This window comes from Flagellimonas sp. (genome assembly GCF_965601775.1).
Classification (GTDB): domain Bacteria; phylum Bacteroidota; class Bacteroidia; order Flavobacteriales; family Flavobacteriaceae; genus Flagellimonas.
Map to the genome: position 1 here is coordinate 3816735 of NZ_OZ271837.1, position 17032 is coordinate 3833766.

The following is a 17032-nucleotide window of genomic DNA, read 5'->3' on the forward strand; positions in this document are numbered from 1 at the left end:
TTAGTGGTCCCACCTGGGCTCGAACCAGGGACCCCCTGATTATGAGTCAGGTGCTCTAACCAACTGAGCTATAGGACCTCCCTTTAAGGGGATGCAATATTAGCATTTATTTTGCTACACCGCAAGGTTTTAACGGTCTATGAATCCGTAATATCTTGACAAAGCTCCACCAACACCCCATTAGTGCCTTTGGGGTGTAAAAAGGCCACCCTCTTGTTATCTGCTCCTTCTTTTGGAAATCCGGGAAGAATAACAAACCCTTCTCCCTCCAAACGCTTCATTTCTTTCTCTAAATCCTCTGTAGCAAAAGCCACATGATGTATCCCTTCACCCTTTTTTTCCAAAAATTTGGCAATCGCACTATTTGGGTTTGTGGCCTCCAATAGCTCTATCTTGTTAGGTCCTGATTTAAAAAAAGAAGTTCGGACCCCCTCTGAGGCCACTTCTTCAATCTTATAATGTTCTACTCCAAACAAATTTTTGAATAAATCGTTGGAGGCTTCCAAATCTTTTACGGCTATTCCAATGTGCTCAATTTTGTTCATATTGTGCTCGGTTTACTGTACAATTTGGTAAAATTACGCACTGTTCCCTTACCCAAGCATGAGGTTAGTCATTAATTGGCGTATTTTTGCCTCAATGGAATCACAACGACAGCGCAAAATTGCGGGAATTTTACAAAAGGATATGGTAGATATTCTACAAAGAGCCGCTACTGATGGGGGTATGCAAGGTACCCTCATTTCCGTTACCAAAGTAAATGTTACTGTGGACCTTTCCATAGCTAAGGTATATGTCAGCATTTTTCCTAACCAGAAAGCGCATGAGTTGTTGAATGGCATTCAGTCAAACACGAGTTTGATTCGTCATGAACTGGCACAACGAACCAAAAATCAGTTAAGGCGTGTTCCAGAGCTTAATTTTTTCCTGGATGACTCCTTGGACTATATCGATAAAATTGAACAGTCCTTAAAGGGAGAAGAAAATCCCATCGATAATAGGAATTTATTGGACAAACGCAAGAAATCCTGATTTTGAACTTTCCCTTTTACATTGCCAAACGCTACTTACGGTCAAAAAGCAGCCAGAATGCGGTTAACATAATAAATTTTATCACCTTTTTGGTCATTGTCATCGGTTCTGCGGCGCTATTTATAGTGCTTTCGGCTTTTGCGGGCTTAAAAACGTTTAGCTTATCCTTTACCAATACTTTTGACCCCGACCTAAAAGCACTGCCGGTTTCTGGTAAACATTTTTCTATTTCCCCTTTGGAAGAAGAAAAGTTGAGTCAAATCGATGGTCTTGCCAGTTATTCGAAAGAACTGGAAGAACGAGCTTATCTGAACTTCAGGGGAAAGAGCACCATCGCCTTCATAAAAGGAGTAGATGGAAATTATCGCTCTGTGACGGGAGTGGACAGCACGTTATATTTCGGAAATTGGGGTGTTATTGAACAGAACGCCGTAATTGGAATTGGAATATACAATCTATTGGGAGTGCCTCCTGACAATTATCAAAGCCCTATGTCCGTTCTGGTTCCCAAACCAGGCAAGGGGTCCCTATCCCAACAGGCGCTAAATTCAAAACCCTACAATCAACTCGCTTTAGTAGTAAGTGGAGTATACGCTGTAGAAGAGAATTTGGATAAAAAATATGTTTTTACAACTCTCAACTTAGTTCAAGAACTATTGGAAAAAGATAGTACGCAGGTCTCAGGGGTAAATTTTAAGCTCGCCTCTGGCTCAGGCATTGATGCAGTTGCAAATGACGTTAGGAGCGTTCTTGGTGACAAGGTTCTTCTGCTAAATCGCCAACAACTTAATGGGACATTATACCGTATGCTGAACACCGAAAACCTTGCTACTTATTTAATTTTCACCCTAGTACTGATTATAGCCCTGTTCAATGTGGTCGGTGCCATCATTATGATGATTTTGGACAAGCAACAGAACTCGAAAACCCTTTTTAGCCTTGGGGCTACAATAAAAGAGCTTCGTCGGGTTTATTTTATTCAAGGTGTCATGGTTACCTCTTTAGGAGGGTGCATAGGAATCCTAATTGGCATTCTGCTTATTGGAAGTCAAATAGCGCTAGGATGGTTAAAAATCACCCCTTCTCTTGCATATCCTGTGGAATTCAATTTCAGCAATCTAGTGTTGGTATTGGTGACCATAGTCGTCCTAGGGTTGATATCTTCCAAAATAGCCAGTAGCAGGATTTCAAAAAAACTCATCGAAGCCTAAGCAAACTGGTAGTCCCCAAACTTCTCTTGTACCTCATCAAATGCTGCAAAAACATCTGAGGCTTCATCGCTGGTTACCATCTTCATGCGATATTCCTTAAAGTGCGGAATTCCTTTAAAGTAATTGGTATAATGACGACGAGTTTCAAAAACTGCTAGCTTTTCACCTTTCCAGTCGATGGCCATTTGTAAATGCCTTCTAGCCGCGTCAACACGTTCACCCATGGTAGGGGCCTCCAAATGCGTGCCGGTTTCAAAATAGTGCTTGACCTCCTTAAAAAACCAAGGGTTGCCAATACTCGCTCTACCTATCATAGCTCCATCCAAACCAAAATCGTCCCGCATCCTTACGGCCGCTTCAGGAGAATCCACATCTCCATTACCAAATACTGGAATATGCATTCTTGGATTGTTCTTTACTTCTGCTATAGGAATCCAATCAGCTTCGCCTTTATACATCTGAACTCGCGTTCGTCCATGAATGGAAATAGCTTGTATTCCTACATCCTGCAAACGCTCTGCAACCTCAACAATCTTAATCGAGCTCTGGTCCCAACCTAAACGGGTCTTTACCGTCACAGGAAGTTTTGTGCGCTTTACAATTTCACTGGTCAGTTTGACCATTAAAGGTATGTCGCGCAATATTCCAGCACCAGCATTCTTGCATACTACCTTTTTTACCGGGCATCCAAAGTTGATATCTATAATATCTGGGTTCGATTTTTCAACGATATCCACAGCCTGAAGCATGGAATCCAGTTCTGCTCCAAAAATCTGAATGCCAACCGGTCTTTCCTTTTCATAGATATCCAGTTTGATTACGCTTTTGGCAGCATCTCGAATTAGGCCCTCTGACGAAATAAATTCCGTATACACGACATCGGCGCCTTGCTCCTTGCACAATTTGCGAAAAGGAGGGTCACTAACATCTTCCATAGGTGCCAGAAGCAATGGAAAGTCAGGAAGTTGTATGTCGGCAATCTTTGGCAACTCTTTTATTTTTTGGAGAGCAAAAATACAAAATACAAGAAAATCAGCCAGTTATTCGTTTTCCAATCGGTCTCTTTCGTTCTTGTCTATACTCCTTTGGTTGTCCTCCAATCTGAAATTTCCAAAATTGTAGGTGAAGCCAAATCGTATAAATTGGGCCTCCGGGCGTCTCCTGTAAAAATTATCCTGATTTAAGTATTGCGACCGATATGTGGGTATGTACTGTTCTAATAGGTCTTCCGCAGCCACAGAAATGGAAGCCCTATTATTGAAAAGCGATTTGCGCAATCCAAGGGTAAGGTTCAGCTGATCATCGGAGATGTACGAGCCAAACAAAAATCTGGACAGGTACGTCATAGTTATCTCCCCGGTGAATGTTCCATCCTTCGAAAGCGTTAGGTAATTGGCCAAATACCCATATACTCCATCAACTTCGGCAGTAAATTCCTGATTTCCACTTTCTACCGCCAAAAAAGTTTCTTCTTCATGAAAAACCGAAGTGTAAGCATATAGGAACCAAAAGGGCAATATCCCTTTGCTTACCGTAAAGTCAATTCCATACGACTTGCTGGCCGTCACATTTTGTTTGAGTTCGCGAAGGGTCAAATTAGTATTGTCCTGAAACACCAGTTTCGCTATATTTTCGCCATTGTCCCTATAGTACACATCAAAGAAAAATTCCCCATTCAGTGTGTAGTTTAAGTTGAAATTATTGGAAAAGCTTGGAAACAGACCCGGATTTCCTTCCTCAAAATCGTTTTCATTGAAAAAGAACCGAAAAGGATTCAAATCGTTGTACTTGGGCCTGGCTACACTTCGGCCATAGTCGAAAGAAAAACTATGTTTCTCTGAAGGAGAATAAAGGATATAGACTGAAGGAAAGGGCTCAAAAAAATCTTGGGTATTTGTCTCGCTCAATGTCAAAGAAGTTCCAGCAGCGTCCGTCAATTCTCCTCGAATCCCAAGTTTCATGGACCACTTTTCCCAGTTTTTCACCCAGCTGAAATACGCAGCATAGACACTTTCATCATATACGAAGATGTCTGATTGTGAAGCGTCAACTGTATCGCTGGAACCGACAAAATCTGAAAAAATAAGCTGACTATCCGAATTTATCGTAGAAATCTTAATTCCCGCTTCTATGGAACCTTGACCCAAGGGAGAAGAGTAATCTGCCTGCCCGGTTATAATTTGAATGTCTTGCTGAGCATCTGAGTTAAAACCAAAATCCCGCAAAAAATCTCCATTACCATCAAAATATGTTGAGTTCAAATTCTGGAAAGATTTCCCATCATAATACGTATAATGACCGTTAAATGAGAGCTTGGCACCTTCTTTTTTAAGATTGTGAACATAGGTAAGGTCAACAGCTACATTAGTGTTGTCCAAATCAGTATTGCTCAAAGTGGTAAAAGTGGAGTCTATCTGGTTTTGGGCATTAAAAATGTCATTGTCAAGTTGATTCTCTCGTGTCTGGTTCAAATTGAAAGCCACATTCGAAGTCAGGTTTACGCTATTTCTAGCATCCAAGTCATAATCTAATATGACACTGGCATTTTGAGGTATGGAAGTGTCTATTTGCTCATACTCCGTATCCCATATCGAAAAGACATTTCCCCCATCGTTGATAAAATTAATGCCTTTGGTTGTTCTGCGTATTTCCTTTTTTGGGTTGATGGAGTAATTGGCAAAGACATTCAATTTTTCAGTTTTATAATAATGACTTGTGCCAAAACTGTACTTCGGAAATACCGCTTGGGTTATACTTCCGTTGACGCTTCCCTTATACCCAGGGACGATGGCCTTGCTGGTTACTATATTCAGAATCGGGCCATCTTCAGCGTCATATCTGGCAGGAGGGTTGGTGATTACCTCAACAGAATTAATGTTTATTCCAGAAAATCCTTGTAGCAAATCCCGTACTTCTTGACTTGAAAGCTGAACTTTACGGTCATTCAAATACACCGTGGCCTGTTGTCCTCTAATTTGCAACTCCTCCTGATTGATAATAACCCCGGGGGTGCTTCGCAAAACATCCCATGTGGACCCTTGGGAAACTATACTGTTTTCCACATTGAAAACTAGCCTATCTGCCAATCTCTGAACTGTTGGGCGTTTGGCAGTGACCACAACCTCATCCAAATTGGTGCTGGAAGGAATCACTAGGGCACCCAATGAAATGTCATTTTTAATATCCAGCGCTCTTGGGATTGAACCAATGCCTATATAACTTGCTTGCAAAAGGTATAAGTCGGGCTCAATCTTTTTAAGAATAAACTGTCCGGTGTCGTCTGTGGACGTCCCTGAAATAAATGTGGAATCTGCTGCCTTAAGCAAGAGTACATTGGCAAAAGCAATGGAATTGTTATCCTCATCCACCACCTTTCCTGTTATTTGGTATGTCTGGCCCCAACAAAAAAAAGAAGTCAATAACGCTATAAAAAAAAATGAGGTTGAGCGATTCATTCACAAATGGGGTTGAACCTCAAATCTAGCAAAATATTTTAGAGTGGTCTTGGGAACATTGATTCCAAACTGACAAAAACGCAACGTTTAGGAGTTAAAAGACCTATATTTGCAGTTGATTTAGAGCGTTCTTGAACGTGCCCCTATTGATATGAAGAAGATTCGAAATTTTTGCATTATCGCCCACATTGACCACGGTAAAAGTACTTTGGCAGACCGTTTGTTGGATTTTACTGGTTCGGTCTCTGAGCGGGAGAAGCAAGACCAGCTCTTGGACAATATGGACTTAGAGCGGGAACGTGGCATTACTATAAAGAGTCATGCCATTCAAATGGAATATGAGTATGAAGGTGAAACCTATGTTCTAAATCTAATTGACACACCCGGGCACGTGGATTTTTCTTATGAAGTTTCCCGTTCCATTGCTGCCTGTGAGGGTGCACTACTGGTGGTTGACGCCGCCCAAAGCATACAAGCACAAACTATCTCCAATCTGTATTTAGCACTGGAAAACGATTTGGAAATCATCCCTGTTTTGAACAAGGTAGACCTTCCAAGTGCAAATCCAGAGGAGGTGACCGACGACATTGTTGACCTTTTGGGTTGTGATCCGGAGGAAGTTATCCCTGCAAGTGCCAAAACCGGTATTGGCATTGAAGATATTTTAAAAGCGATTATTGAGCGTGTTCCTGCTCCCGAAGGCAATCCTGACGAGTCTTTGCAAGCTTTAGTTTTTGATTCCGTTTACAATCCTTTTAGAGGTGTTGAAACGTATTTCAGGGTGGTAAATGGTGAAATCAAAAAGGGACAAAAAATAAAGTTCGTAGCAACTGGTAAAGATTATTTTGCGGATGAAATAGGGACCTTAAAGCTCAATCAAATCCCAAAAAACAAAATTTCAACAGGGGATGTAGGCTATTTGATTACAGGAATTAAAGATGCTCGTGAAGTTAAGGTGGGTGATACCATTACGGACGCAAATAAGCCTACGCAAAATGCCATTGAAGGCTTTGAAGACGTTAAACCAATGGTATTTGCGGGAATTTATCCTGTCGATACCGAGGATTTTGAAGAATTGCGTTCCTCCATGGAAAAATTGCAATTGAATGATGCCTCTCTTGTGTTTACTCCAGAAAGCAGTGCAGCCCTAGGTTTTGGATTTCGTTGCGGGTTTTTAGGGATGCTCCATATGGAAATTATACAGGAGCGTCTAGAGCGTGAATTCAATATGACGGTTATCACTACGGTACCCAATGTAAGCTATCATGCCTATACTACCAAGGACCGAGAAACCGCCCTAATTGTAAATAATCCCTCAGACCTTCCTGACCCATCTACTGTAGATCGGGTGGAAGAGCCTTACATTAAAGCCACCATAATTACAAAATCTGATTTTGTGGGCAATGTTATGTCGCTATGTATTGAAAAGCGTGGTCAGATTACCAATCAAACGTATTTGACGACCGAGCGGGTTGAACTTACTTTTGATATGCCCCTTGCTGAAATCGTCTTTGACTTTTACGACCGATTGAAAACCGTTTCAAAAGGGTACGCTTCTTTCGATTATACGCCAATAGGTATGCGTACCTCCAAACTGGTCCGAGTAGATATTTTGCTGAACGCCCAACCCGTCGACGCTTTATCCGCATTGGTTCACTTTGATAATGCCCAGACCATTGGTAAAAAAATGTGCGAAAAGCTGAAGGAACTTATCCCCAGACAGCAATTTGACATTCCCATTCAGGCAGCTATTGGTTCTAAAATCATTTCTCGTGAAACAATCAAGGCCCTCAGAAAAGATGTTACTGCCAAGTGTTATGGGGGCGACATTTCCCGAAAAAGGAAACTTTTGGAAAAGCAGAAAAAAGGGAAAAAACGAATGCGTCAAGTGGGCAATGTTGAAATTCCGCAGCAGGCGTTTATGGCTGTCTTGAAATTGAATGACTAAATCTTGAAAACTTAAAATGTTATTTCTCCTCCATCAAGTTCACATGTCAGTTCTACTACTTCCTTCGGGGTAAACCCTTCCAATTCTCCTTCAGTAATGATTGCTGTAACCTCACCGTCTTGTTTGGCAGTGTATGTTCCATCTGCATTTTCACAAAGCTCATAAAGTGTTCCATCACTTGAAGTACACGATTCGCAATTGGACTTGGCATCATCATCACTAGAGCAAGATGCAAACAATAACACTAAAGAAATAGCCAAACTAAATAGGAATAGTAATTTTTTCATGATTTAAGTTTTATTCAAATCAAGAATTTTGTTCTGCATTAGGCTTGGTCCAATTGACAGATGTAGTCTAAGAGTTGATGGATGTCAATTTTAATAATTACTTCAATTGATTGTCAGCTATTTGGCAATAAAAAAACGTCCCTTTGTAAAGAGACGTTTTCAAATTTTTTAAGTAGTACAAAATTATAGACCGAAATCCAGCTCTAAATCGCCACTACAAATTTGATCGGTGAAGGTGTTGAAATCAACACCGTCCAAGTCAAAAGTATCTGTTTCTCCATCTACGGTAACCGTCGCTGTACCATCGCCATTATCTACAAAAGTGGCAGGAACAAGTCCTAAAATATTACAGGTTACGGAGTTTTCTTCGGCTGTACCTTCGTCATCACTGGAGCAGCCCACAAAGCTTATTGAAGCCAGTAGTGCAAGGACAAAAATTGTTTTTTTCATGGTATTTAAAAAGATTAGAGGTTTACTTTTTATACAAAGTAGTGTATCAAAGTTGTCTTAATCTAAAACTTGTTGTGAAGTCAGAAAAAAATGTGGTGCAGCACCCGTTTGAGAGATGATTGGAGCGCAATAATCGTGTTAAGACACCAATATTTCGGTTTCAAATTCCTTTCCCAGATAGACTAGCCTATAGCCTTCACCCTTTGGACTGAAATCCTTATAGTTTAATGGCATAATGTCAATTACCCCATTTGGTGCTTTTGTAAATATGGGAATGATATCCATATCGTTGCCTGCTCTTGAAATCAGTTCATCATAATGCGCTTTGTCCTTAATCTCCACTTCGTGGACCGTAGGGTACTTTTCAGAGGTTTCAGCAAACTTTATGAAATCATAGGTGGGAGAGAAAAGACCATTTGCCGGCAGATTTTGAGGATTGTTGATTTCCTCCGCACTTGCCAATCGGAAAGCGCCATTTTCTCCAAATTGCTTTTCAAATTTGTTCAGCGCAAATGAATTAATATCCGTATTTCCCGTCAACGCAATTAAATATCCTACGTCATTCAATTCAATGTTGTCTGTCAAGGTATCCGAAAAGATATCCGCTACAATAGCCTCCAAGCCTGCTTTTTTCGCCTTGTCGACATTGGTTTGATTATTGTCAATCAATACCACGTGCCTATTATTCTTTTTCAGGTAATTCCCAATCAAACGGGAAACCTTGGAAGCGCCAATAATCAAAATTCCATCGGATTGTTTCAGAAAAACACCTATGATTTTAGCAAAGAAACGGGCTGTGGTTGCATTTAGTAATACCGTTCCCAAAACAATCATAAAAACCAATGGGGTAATGTATTCGGCCCCTGGCTCACCCTTTATCAATAGCTTGGAGCCAAATAGTGACGCGATTCCTGCAGCAACAATACCTCGTGGGCCAACCCAGCCAATAAAAAGTTTTTCATTGATTTTTAGGTTCGACCCTTGGGTGCTTAGAAGTACGCCAAGTGGTCTAATAATGAATACAATGACCGCAAATAAAATTGCAGAGTTCCAATTATAGACCAATTCCATATCGCTGATATTGATATTGGCCGCCAAAAGAATAAAAAGAATGGAAATCAATAAGACACTAAGTGATTCCTTGAAATAAAGCAATTCTTTCAGGTTGGGTAGATTCATGTTACCCATAACCATACCCATTACCACAACTGCCAAAAGCCCCGATTCATGGGCGAACAAATCCGACTCCACAAAAACCAAAAGCACAACGGATAAGGAAACCACGTTCAACAGGTAATGTGGTATGAAATTTCTCTTGATCGCAAACGCCAAGGCATGGGCAAAAGTGAATCCAAAGGTTGTGCCGAACAACAATATTTTTCCGAACTCAATTAATGCCGTTTTGGTAAATGCTTGTCCTTCGCCTACACTGATAAATTCAAAAACCAGTACGGCCACCAAAGCGCCTATCGGGTCTATCAATATACCCTCCCATTTTAAAACTGTGGATACATCTTTCTTTAAGGGAATATTTCGTAAAATGGGTGCTATAACGGTTGGTCCCGTTACAATAATCAAAGCGGAAAACAAAAAGGAAATTTGCCAGGATAGTTCAAAGATGTAGTGGGCAGCAACCCCGGCGCCAAAAAAAGTAACCACAGTTCCTATGGTTATCAATTTTGTGATTACCGGCCCCACATTGGCAATTTCTGCCCTTTTTAAGGTAAGCCCCCCTTCGAAAAGAATAATACTGATGGCCAGTGAAACAAAATAATACAATCCATCGCCTGGGAAAAGCCCCTTGGTTCCATTCCAGATGGGCTCTATCAACTTGGAGCCATCTTCGGTATAGAGCGTAGCAATTGGGCCGACCAAAAGCCCTATTAAAATTAGTGGTAAAATGGCAGGCAACTTCAAGCGCCAAGCCATCCATTGTGCAATAATTCCAAGAATAATAATTCCGGCCAGTTCGAGCATTAATCAATTTTTGGTTAAAATAGGATTTTTCTTCCAATGTATTGTTCCTAATTGCCTCATCACTTGGAAATCAGGAAGATTTATCCCCTTTCCAGTTTTGTTAAAAAACGGCCAATAATATTTCCATTATAAAGACAAACTGTTTATGTTTTCTTATTTTGCGCGACCTTTGCTTTTCGAATGACGCTTTATCCCGTTGAAACTGGTAATTTTAAGTTGGATGGTGGGGCCATGTTTGGTGTGGTTCCGAAATCTCTTTGGACCAGAACGAATCCGGCAGACTCCAATAACATGATTGATTTGGCTGCGCGCTGCCTTCTTATTGAAGATGGTGATCGGTTGATTCTAATTGATTCAGGGCTTGGCAATAAGCAATCCGAAAAGTTTTTTGGATACTACTACCCCTGGGGTGACCATACCTTGGATGGTTCCTTGAAGAAAATTGGTTTTCATCGAGATGATATTACCGATGTTTTTATGACCCATCTACATTTTGATCATTGTGGTGGAAGCATCCAATGGAATTCAGACAGGACCGGTTATGAGCCCGCTTTTAAAAATGCCCACTTTTGGACGAATAAAGCACATTGGGATTGGGCAATTGAACCCAACGCTCGCGAAAAAGCCTCTTTTTTAAAGGAAAACCTGATTCCGATGGAAGAAAGTGGACAGTTGAACTTTGTTGAGCGTGGTAATTCCACTTTTGTGAAGAACTCCGAGCTTGGTTTTGACATCCTTTTTGTTGATGGACATACAGAAAAGCAAATGCTACCCTTAATTCGTTACCAAGGAAAAACCATTGTTTTTATAGCCGATCTTATCCCCACGGTAGGACATATTCCTTTGCCCTATGTTATGGGATACGATATGAGGCCTTTACAAACCTTGACTGAAAAAAACGCCTTTTTAAATGAGGCAGTTGACAATAATTACATCCTTTTCTTTGAACATGACGCCCATAATGAGCTATGCTCGTTGAAACACACCGAAAAAGGAGTTCGATTGGACGAATTGTTCACTTTTAAAGAAATATTAAACCCTTAAAGCAGTTTACTTTACGATAAAATACTTTTTATGACTACTACATATTCCAAACTCTCCGCAGCGCTTTCGCTTTCCATTCTATTGGTAGGTTGTGGAGCCACAACTCTGGTTTCTACACCGGTTGAAAACATTGATGCCGTTCCTTTAAAGATTACAGAACTTACAGAAGCCCAGCAAAAAACCTGGGGTCATGCCGATTTAATAAATGATACCATTCCTGGTATGAGTATAGACAAGGCCTATGAGCAAATCATTAAGAACAAGAAAGGGAAAAAGGTCGTTGTTGCCGTTGTGGACTCTGGAATAGATATAGAGCACGAGGATTTGGATGATGTGCTTTGGACCAATACCGGTGAACGGCCTAATAATGGAAAAGATGATGATGGCAACGGATATGTGGACGATATTCACGGTTACAACTTTCTAGGGGAATCCTACAATGAGCAGCTTGAATATGCTCGTATGTTACGGCTAAATATTGGCGATGCCTCAACACGTGCCAAGGCTCGATTAATGTTGGACAAGGAGTATCCGGAAGCTGTACAGAACAAACAACAGTATGAACAAATACTACAAGTAGTAAAAAATGCGGACGAAGCGGTTAGAAAGGCATTAGGAAAAGACGTCTATTCGAAGGACGATTTACAGTCCATTGAGACAAAAACGGAACAAATGCAGCAGAATATTGCGGTTCTTAACCAGATGTTCTCCTATGGTGATGATATTCCTTCGGTAATTGATGAACTGAATGAGGGTATTACCTATTTTACTGAGCAGGTTAATTACAACCTAAACAAAGATTTTGATGGCAGAAAACCTGTAGGGGATAATCCTTATGACTTTAATGACAGGTCCTATGGCAACGGAAACCCAAAAAATAGAGTAGATAGCGAAAGCCATGGTACCCATGTAGCGGGAATAATTGCTGCCGAACGAAACAATGGCAAAGGAGTCAATGGTGTTGCCAAAAACGTTCAGATAATGAGCTTAAGGGCGGTTCCAAATGGTGATGAGTATGACAAAGATATTGCATTGGCCATTCGATATGCTGCTGACAACGGGGCTAAAATCATCAATTGTAGTTTTGGAAAATCGTTTTCTCCGAATGCTGAATGGGTGTATGATGCCATTAAGTATGCCGCTTCCAAAGATGTACTCATTGTGCATGCCGCCGGAAACGATGGAAATGATTTGGACAATCCCGAAAATCCAAATTATCCCAACGATCATAAATATGCAGGTTCTGAAATCTCAAACAATGTAATCACTGTAGGAGCTTTGACCAGTAAATACGGTTCCGAAATGGTGGCCGGCTTCTCAAATTATGGAGCGCAAAATGTGGATGTTTTTGCTCCAGGAGCAAAAGTGTATTCCACTATGCCCAACAATTCATACGATTTTCAAGGAGGCACCTCAATGGCTGCGCCTGCCGTAGCAGGTATTGCGGCTTTAGTTCGTTCGTACTACCCACAGCTTTCCGCGTCTCAAGTAAAGCAGATTCTTATGGAATCCGGGTTGAGTACCAAAACATCGGTAATCGTTTCTGGGGATGCTTCAAAAGCCACTACCTTTAATACCATATCCAAATCGGGTAAAATGGTCAATGCCTATAATGCATTATTATTAGCTGATAATATTTCAAAAGGTAGACAATCGTTGGCCTCAAATTCGAAATGAAAATGAAAAGAGCACTATTCTATTTTTTAGGAGTTTTCTCTGGAATTGCCTCCCTTTTAGGGCAGTCTCATCCTGGATATTGGCAGCAGGAAGTGGACTATTCCATGGAAGTGGATATGGATGTGAAAACTTATCAATACACCGGAACTCAGAAATTGGTTTACACGAATAACTCCCCTGATGTCCTTGATAGAGTTTTTTACCATCTATATTTCAATGCTTTTCAACCTGGAAGTGAAATGGATGCGAGATTGCAAAGCATAAAGGATCCTGATGGGAGGATGATGGAAGATGGGAAGAGTAGAATCGCATCCTTGACTGAAAGTGAAATGGGCTATTTACATGCCACTTCGCTAACACAAGATGGGGCTTCTGTAAAATTTAATGAGGAAGGTACCATTTTGGTTGTGGATTTGGCCACTCCAATTCAACCCGGAGGTAAAACTTCTTTGGATATGGAGTTCAAAGGTCAAGTTCCCTTGCAAATTCGACGTTCGGGTCGAAACAGCAAGGAAGGTGTTGCCCTTTCCATGAGTCAATGGTATCCAAAACTATCGGAGTATGATGTAGAAGGTTGGCATGCCAACCCATATATTGCTCGAGAGTTTCACGGGGTTTGGGGCAATTTTGACTTGAAATTGACCATTGATAAAAATTACACGGTCGGAGGTTCGGGCTACCTTCAAAATCCTCAGGAAGTGGGACATGGATATGAAGCTCCTGGCACTGAGGTAAAGACCAAAGGGAAAACCCTGACTTGGCACTTTGTTGCTCCCAATGTTCACGACTTTATGTGGGCCGCCGACCCAGAATACATCCATGATGTTGTCGATATGGAAGATGGACCCACATTGCATTTTCTATACAAAAACGACCCAGAAATCCAGGAAAACTGGAAAAAACTACAGCCCAAAACGGAGGAAACCATGCGTTTCTTTAGTCGGAATATTGGAAAATACCCTTATGACCAATACACCGTGGTTCAAGGTGGAGATGGGGGCATGGAGTATGCTATGAGTACACTTATCACTGGAAACAGACAATTTCCAAGTTTGGTCGGGGTAATGGTGCACGAAATGGCCCACTCCTGGTTTCAACACGTTTTGGCAACGAATGAGTCCAAATACGAATGGATGGACGAAGGCTTCACCACGTTTATCAGCAGTCTATGTATGAACGAAGTTATGGACCAAAACCAAGACAATCCTTTTGGCCGTTCTTATCAAAGTTACTATGCATTAGTAGAATCTGGACTGGAATTACCACAAACTACGCATGCAGACCGTTACGCCACCAATTTTGCTTACGGTGTTGCCGCCTATAGCAAGGGTTCTATTTTTCTTTCGCAATTGGGATATATTATTGGTCAGGAAAAATTGATGGAAAGTATTAAAAAATACTTCGAAGACTTTAAGTTTAAGCATCCTGTGCCGAATGACATTAAGCGAACGGCCGAAAAAGTTTCGGGAATCCAATTGGATTGGTATTTGACGGATTGGACACAAACCACAAATACCATTGACTATGCCATTAAAAGTGTCGAATCCAGTGGAAATTCAACTAAAGTTGTTTTGGAGCGAATAGGCCTTATGCCAATGCCCTTGGACATACTTATAGTTGGTAAAGATGGTTCCAATGAAACCTATTATGTTCCCTTACAAATGATGCGCGGTGAAAAAGAGAATCCTTACCCACAATTTGAACGCACTGTTGCCAAAGATTGGGCGTGGGCTCATCCCACATATGAACTTGTTCTGGACAGGCCACTGGATTCCATTGAGGCCATAGCAATTGATCCCTCACAATTAATGGCAGATGTGGATAAACAAAACAATGTCTTTCAGGTTGCGGAGTAATTACTGAGTATCGCTTTGCTTCTACCTATCTTTATGAGCGTCTAAATGGGTTCTTTTCCCACTTGGACAGAACCAATATTCTATGGGCACAGTCAAAAAAGAGTTCACTTTCCCAAAAAGCGAAAAGTTAAAGGGTAAAAAGGCCTTTGATTTGCTTTTTGCCCATGGTAAAACCCTTAACGTTCAACCCATACAGTTACGTTACCTACCCATGGAATACGAAGGAGATTCCCGAATAAAGGTTGCCGTGGTCGCTCCAAAACGAAAGTTCAAAAAAGCATATCAAAGAAATCGTGTGAAGCGACTATTACGGGAGGCTTACAGACGCAACAAATCCGTTGTTTTTAACAACATTGAGGGAAGCTTTGCGTTGCTATTTTTATATATTGGCAATAGTATGCCGACTCCTGTTGAAGTTGAAAAGGCCGTACAACAGCTTCTACAGGATTTTGTAAAAAAGCAACGCCATGAAAAAAATAGCTAAGAAAAAACTTGTACTTCCCTTAATTGCAATCACATTTCTTGTTCTAGGGAGTAGTTTTAAAAGTGATTTTTTTGAAATCGCCAAGCAGATTGAAATCTTCACAACGCTCTTCAAAGAGCTTAACATGAATTATGTGGATGAGACCAATCCAGCGGAACTAATGGATTCTGCCATAAAGAATATGTTGGATGAGCTTGATCCCTATACCCGATTTTTGAATGAGCAGGACGTTGAGGCTTTCCGCATCAATAACGCTGGAGAGTATTCTGGGATTGGAGCCTTGGTACGCTCTTACGAAAGCAAACTTTTAATCATTGAACCCTATGAAGGATATCCTGCTGACCGGGCAGGCCTAAAGGCTGGTGATGAAATCATAAAAATTGGAGAGACTTTGGTTTCCGATTTTGATGACAATGCCAGTGAACTGCTCAAAGGGGCCAATGGCACAAGTGTTGATGTCACTTTTGTGCGACAAGGAGAAACAAAAAAAGCCACATTGGAGCGTGAAGGTGTTGAAGTGGATGCTGTTCCCTATTATAGCATGGTAGATGATAAAACAGGATATGTGGTATTATCCCGATTCAACAGAAAAGCATCTGGCCAAACTAAGTCGGCCATCCAGGACCTTAAGGGTCAAGGCATGGAGCAATTGATTTTGGATCTCCGCGGAAATCCTGGAGGATTGCTTACCGAGGCCATTAACGTTACCAATTTGTTTGTTCCCAAAGACGAGTTGATAGTTACAACAAAATCCAAAGTCAAAAAATTCAACCAACAGTATAAAACCAAAAAACAGCCAGAAGACCTTAACATTCCTTTGGTGGTATTGGTTGATGGAAGTAGTGCATCTGCCAGTGAGATAGTTTCTGGAGGCCTTCAAGACTTAGATAGGGCTGTAATTATGGGAGCTCGTAGTTTTGGAAAAGGTCTGGTACAAAGACCGTTAAAACTTACTTATGGAACCCAATTGAAAGTTACTATTTCCAGGTATTACACGCCATCAGGCCGATGTATTCAGTCTTTGGACTATTGGAACAGGGATGAGGAAGGGAATGCTAAACGAAATACCAACTTTCAAGAATTCAAAACCAGAAAAGGTAGAAAAGTCCAAGATGGCGGCGGGGTGATGCCAGACATCGAAATAGCGGCTTTAAAATCCAATACGCTACTAGATGCCTTAAAAAGTAATTTGTTGATTTTTGATTTTGCCACAGATTTTTTCTATGATAATTCTTTTGATGGTGTGAATGATTTTTCATTCTCCGATTCCGATTATGAGGCATTTAAAAAATACGCCCGATCCCAAGATTTTTCCTTTCAAACAGAAACGGAGACTTTATTGGAAGAAACCATCAACAAAGAAGAACATTTACTGGGCAATGAGGTACAAGACAAATACAAGGATTTACTATTGGCGGTGAATCAAGGCAAAATCATAGCGCTAGACACCTATAAGAAGGAAATTAAGAAGAATGTGGAAGATGAAATTATTAAGCGTTATTTCTACAGAAAGGGATTGTATGATTATTATCTAAAACATGATGATGCCATATTGGCTGCCACAGCGCTTCTCTCGGACGAATCCAAGTACCAAGACATTTTGAACTAGGT

General features: G+C 40.9%; 14 protein-coding genes and 1 tRNA gene. 8 read left to right on the forward strand and 7 right to left on the reverse strand.

Going from position 1 to position 17032, the window contains the following annotated elements:
* Nucleotides 1-4: 4 nt before the first annotated feature.
* Nucleotides 5-78: transfer RNA gene (locus ACSLUF_RS17620), tRNA-Ile, on the reverse strand.
* Nucleotides 79-137: 59 nt separating this feature from the next.
* Nucleotides 138-545: a methylmalonyl-CoA epimerase gene (gene mce, locus ACSLUF_RS17625; RefSeq protein ID WP_435623981.1), complete on the reverse strand. Its 408-nt coding sequence runs from the start codon at nt 543-545 to the stop codon at nt 138-140.
* A 94-nt stretch (nt 546-639) separates the two neighbouring features.
* Here mce and rbfA point away from each other — a divergent pair, with 94 nt between their 5' ends.
* On the forward strand, nt 640-1032 hold the full coding sequence (rbfA, locus tag ACSLUF_RS17630; protein ID WP_435625851.1) for a 30S ribosome-binding factor RbfA: 393 nt from the start codon (nt 640-642) through the stop codon (nt 1030-1032).
* A 2-nt stretch (nt 1033-1034) separates the two neighbouring features.
* Nucleotides 1035-2243: an ABC transporter permease gene (locus ACSLUF_RS17635; protein WP_435623982.1), complete on the forward strand. Its 1209-nt coding sequence runs from the start codon at nt 1035-1037 to the stop codon at nt 2241-2243.
* On the opposite strand, the gene dusB is transcribed toward ACSLUF_RS17635, so the two are convergent.
* Both dusB and ACSLUF_RS17645 read right to left on the reverse strand, forming a co-directional pair.
* Nucleotides 2240-3232: a tRNA dihydrouridine synthase DusB gene (gene dusB / locus ACSLUF_RS17640; protein ID WP_435623983.1), complete on the reverse strand. Its 993-nt coding sequence runs from the start codon at nt 3230-3232 to the stop codon at nt 2240-2242. The genes ACSLUF_RS17635 and dusB overlap by 4 nt on opposite strands.
* Nucleotides 3233-3283: 51 nt before the next feature.
* The gene (locus ACSLUF_RS17645) at nt 3284-5698 is read right to left on the reverse strand and encodes a TonB-dependent receptor domain-containing protein (protein ID WP_435623984.1); all 2415 of its coding nucleotides are present in this window, start codon (nt 5696-5698) and stop codon (nt 3284-3286) included.
* 151 nt (nt 5699-5849) lie between these two features.
* Between ACSLUF_RS17645 and lepA the strand changes: the two genes are divergently transcribed.
* Nucleotides 5850-7646 (forward strand): translation elongation factor 4, encoded by a 1797-nt coding sequence (lepA, locus tag ACSLUF_RS17650; RefSeq protein WP_435623985.1) that lies wholly within the window; start codon nt 5850-5852, stop codon nt 7644-7646.
* A gap of 11 nt (nt 7647-7657) precedes the next feature.
* Here lepA and ACSLUF_RS17655 read toward each other — a convergent pair whose 3' ends face one another.
* From ACSLUF_RS17655 to ACSLUF_RS17665, 3 genes are all read right to left on the reverse strand, one after another.
* Nucleotides 7658-7933, reverse strand: a complete 276-nt coding sequence (locus ACSLUF_RS17655) for a hypothetical protein (protein WP_435623986.1) — start codon at nt 7931-7933, stop codon at nt 7658-7660.
* A gap of 183 nt (nt 7934-8116) precedes the next feature.
* A complete protein-coding gene (locus ACSLUF_RS17660; RefSeq protein WP_435623987.1) occupies nt 8117-8383 on the reverse strand; it encodes a hypothetical protein in 267 nt (88 codons plus the stop codon).
* 138 nt (nt 8384-8521) lie between these two features.
* Nucleotides 8522-10360, reverse strand: a complete 1839-nt coding sequence (locus ACSLUF_RS17665) for a cation:proton antiporter (RefSeq protein ID WP_435623988.1) — start codon at nt 10358-10360, stop codon at nt 8522-8524.
* A 180-nt stretch (nt 10361-10540) separates the two neighbouring features.
* Between ACSLUF_RS17665 and ACSLUF_RS17670 the strand changes: the two genes are divergently transcribed.
* From ACSLUF_RS17670 to ACSLUF_RS17690, 5 genes are all read left to right on the forward strand, one after another.
* Nucleotides 10541-11404 (forward strand): MBL fold metallo-hydrolase, encoded by an 864-nt coding sequence (locus ACSLUF_RS17670; protein ID WP_435623989.1) that lies wholly within the window; start codon nt 10541-10543, stop codon nt 11402-11404.
* Between the two features lie 30 nt (nt 11405-11434).
* On the forward strand, nt 11435-13081 hold the full coding sequence (locus tag ACSLUF_RS17675; RefSeq protein ID WP_435623990.1) for a S8 family peptidase: 1647 nt from the start codon (nt 11435-11437) through the stop codon (nt 13079-13081).
* A 2-nt stretch (nt 13082-13083) separates the two neighbouring features.
* A complete protein-coding gene (locus tag ACSLUF_RS17680; protein WP_435623991.1) occupies nt 13084-14937 on the forward strand; it encodes a M1 family metallopeptidase in 1854 nt (617 codons plus the stop codon).
* A gap of 82 nt (nt 14938-15019) precedes the next feature.
* Nucleotides 15020-15421, forward strand: a complete 402-nt coding sequence (locus ACSLUF_RS17685; RefSeq protein ID WP_435623992.1) for a ribonuclease P protein component — start codon at nt 15020-15022, stop codon at nt 15419-15421.
* Entirely contained in the window at nt 15405-17030 is a 1626-nt protein-coding gene (locus tag ACSLUF_RS17690; RefSeq protein WP_435623993.1) for a S41 family peptidase, read from the forward strand. The genes ACSLUF_RS17685 and ACSLUF_RS17690 overlap by 17 nt, the downstream gene beginning before the upstream one ends.
* The last annotated feature ends 2 nt before the right edge of the window (nt 17031-17032 follow it).

Bases quoted from the DNA above. Each gene is read 5' to 3' on its own strand.
- mce (WP_435623981.1), bottom strand. From the start codon at position 545: ATGAACAAAATTGAGCACATTGGAATAGCCGTAAAAGATTTGGAAGCC.
- rbfA (WP_435625851.1), top strand. From the start codon at position 640: ATGGAATCACAACGACAGCGCAAAATTGCGGGAATTTTACAAAAGGAT.
- ACSLUF_RS17645 (WP_435623984.1), bottom strand. From the start codon at position 5,698: ATGAATCGCTCAACCTCATTTTTTTTTATAGCGTTATTGACTTCTTTT.
- lepA (WP_435623985.1), top strand. From the start codon at position 5,850: ATGAAGAAGATTCGAAATTTTTGCATTATCGCCCACATTGACCACGGT.
- ACSLUF_RS17655 (WP_435623986.1), bottom strand. From the start codon at position 7,933: ATGAAAAAATTACTATTCCTATTTAGTTTGGCTATTTCTTTAGTGTTA.
- ACSLUF_RS17660 (WP_435623987.1), bottom strand. From the start codon at position 8,383: ATGAAAAAAACAATTTTTGTCCTTGCACTACTGGCTTCAATAAGCTTT.
- ACSLUF_RS17665 (WP_435623988.1), bottom strand. From the start codon at position 10,360: ATGCTCGAACTGGCCGGAATTATTATTCTTGGAATTATTGCACAATGG.
- ACSLUF_RS17670 (WP_435623989.1), top strand. From the start codon at position 10,541: ATGACGCTTTATCCCGTTGAAACTGGTAATTTTAAGTTGGATGGTGGG.
- ACSLUF_RS17675 (WP_435623990.1), top strand. From the start codon at position 11,435: ATGACTACTACATATTCCAAACTCTCCGCAGCGCTTTCGCTTTCCATT.
- ACSLUF_RS17680 (WP_435623991.1), top strand. From the start codon at position 13,084: ATGAAAAGAGCACTATTCTATTTTTTAGGAGTTTTCTCTGGAATTGCC.
- ACSLUF_RS17685 (WP_435623992.1), top strand. From the start codon at position 15,020: ATGGGCACAGTCAAAAAAGAGTTCACTTTCCCAAAAAGCGAAAAGTTA.
- ACSLUF_RS17690 (WP_435623993.1), top strand. From the start codon at position 15,405: ATGAAAAAAATAGCTAAGAAAAAACTTGTACTTCCCTTAATTGCAATC.